Raw genomic sequence first — 1,675 nt, forward strand, 5'->3', positions numbered from 1 at the left:
ACAGTGGCTCCTACTTCCAGCACAACAGAGGAAGGTAGCCAGACCACAGTGGCTGAGAACACTGTAAAGTATGAGATTCCCACTGTAGTAGCTAAGCCCGGCGAGACTGTTGAAATCCCGGTTAAGGTTTATACAGGATCTCCTGTCAACGGCATCAGCCTGAGCCTGGTTGCTGACAAGACACTGACCTATGATTCCTTCGCAGCAGGCGTTGCATACACTGGCGAGCCGGTTTGGAACGCAGCTTCCATGGCTTACAGCTGGAATTCCGAGACGGATCAGACAGCAGCAGATGCAGTTCTGTTTACTGTAAAGTACACAGTTCCGACTGACGCAGCAATTGGCGTATACCCCATCACATTCAACGCTGCAAACTGCGAGACAGTAAATGCAAACGGTGATATTCTGACAGCTGAGTATGTAGACGGTGCAGTTGTTGTAGAAGGCACAACCGCTACAATCGACGGTTACACCTTTGATAAGGAGGCTGCTCTGATCGGCGATATGTTCTGGTCCGAGGATCCCACTTCTTTCGACACAAGCGACCTGAATGTTCAGATTACTGTTTCCATGAAGTCCGTTGCAGTTGTAGACGGCAAGGTTGAGGAAGTTTCTGAGACTGAGACTCTCCCGATCGGCAATCTGTTTGCTCTGACTGCAAATAGTGCATCTGAGCTGGAATACACCGAGGCTGGCGAGTACACCATCGGCATTCTGGTTGATGAAACTGCAGTTGCAGAAGCTGTTAAGAATCTGGTTGAGACTGAAGTAACCTGGACCGATCTGCATAAGTCTGCTGTTGCAGGCGAGTTCACTGTTCTGGTTGGTCTGAGAGGCGATGTAAACCTGGATGGTAAGGTAGACGTTGCAGACGCTGTACAGATCCTGCAGTACTCCGCAGCAGCAATCCTGGAAGAAGCAGGCGGTCAGCCTGAGATTCCTTCTGCTGAGATCATTGAGCCGGATTCCCTGGCAAAGTTCTGCGCGGACGTTGACTGCTATAAGGATGCAGAGCATGCAAAGATCAACACTGCTGATGCAGTATGCATCCTGAATTATTCCGCTGCATTCCTGGCGAATGGATCTGCATCTTGGTATGAAGTTCCTGGTGCAAACCAGTATGTTGCATACGCACAGACTGACGATGAATAAGCTGAAAGATTCAATCTGTTGTTTTTACATGCGGGCGTTGCCCGCATGTATAACATAAAACATTTGAAAGGAAAAGAAGAAAATGAAGAAGACATTTATGAGAACGGTTGGCGTTCTGTCTACAGCTGCTATGCTGGCAGTAGGCGCTATGAGCATCACTGCAAGCGCTGATGGCGCTGCAAAGCTTTCCATGGATCAGAAGTATGCTGAACCCGGCGAGACTGTTGAAATCGCCCTGAACCTGGAGAACTTCGACGCTTCTTGGACTGGTCTGGAATTCCTGGTTAACTATGATCCGAAGCTGGAAGTTGCTCTGGATGGCGCTGGTGATATCGATTACAGCTACGGCGATGCTATTGGCGCTATGGGCAAGAAGATCTCCGTTGGTGGTGCAATTTCCAAGGAACTGACTGCTGATGGCCTGAAGGGCTTTGCTTTTGCTTGGGGTACTGCAACTGCAATCTCCGGCAACGGCCAGCTGGGCGTTTTCAAGTTCACAGTTCCGGCTGATGCACAGCCTGGC

Annotated in this window: 2 protein-coding genes; both read left to right on the forward strand. The window is 49.9% G+C overall.

The window, feature by feature from the left end; translation table 11 throughout:
- On the forward strand, positions 1 to 1,152 hold a 1,152-nt coding region (locus QVO51_RS00895; protein ID WP_288167686.1), incomplete at its 5' end, for a cohesin domain-containing protein.
- An 82-nt stretch (positions 1,153 to 1,234) separates the two neighbouring features.
- Positions 1,235 to 1,675, forward strand: a 441-nt coding sequence (locus QVO51_RS00900; RefSeq protein WP_288167688.1) for a cohesin domain-containing protein, incomplete at its 3' end; no start/stop codon positions are given.

Origin of the sequence: Ruminococcus sp. CAG:379, from assembly GCF_000434255.1 — a bacterium.
GTDB classification, from domain to species: domain Bacteria; phylum Bacillota; class Clostridia; order Oscillospirales; family Ruminococcaceae; genus Ruminococcus_F; species Ruminococcus_F champanellensis.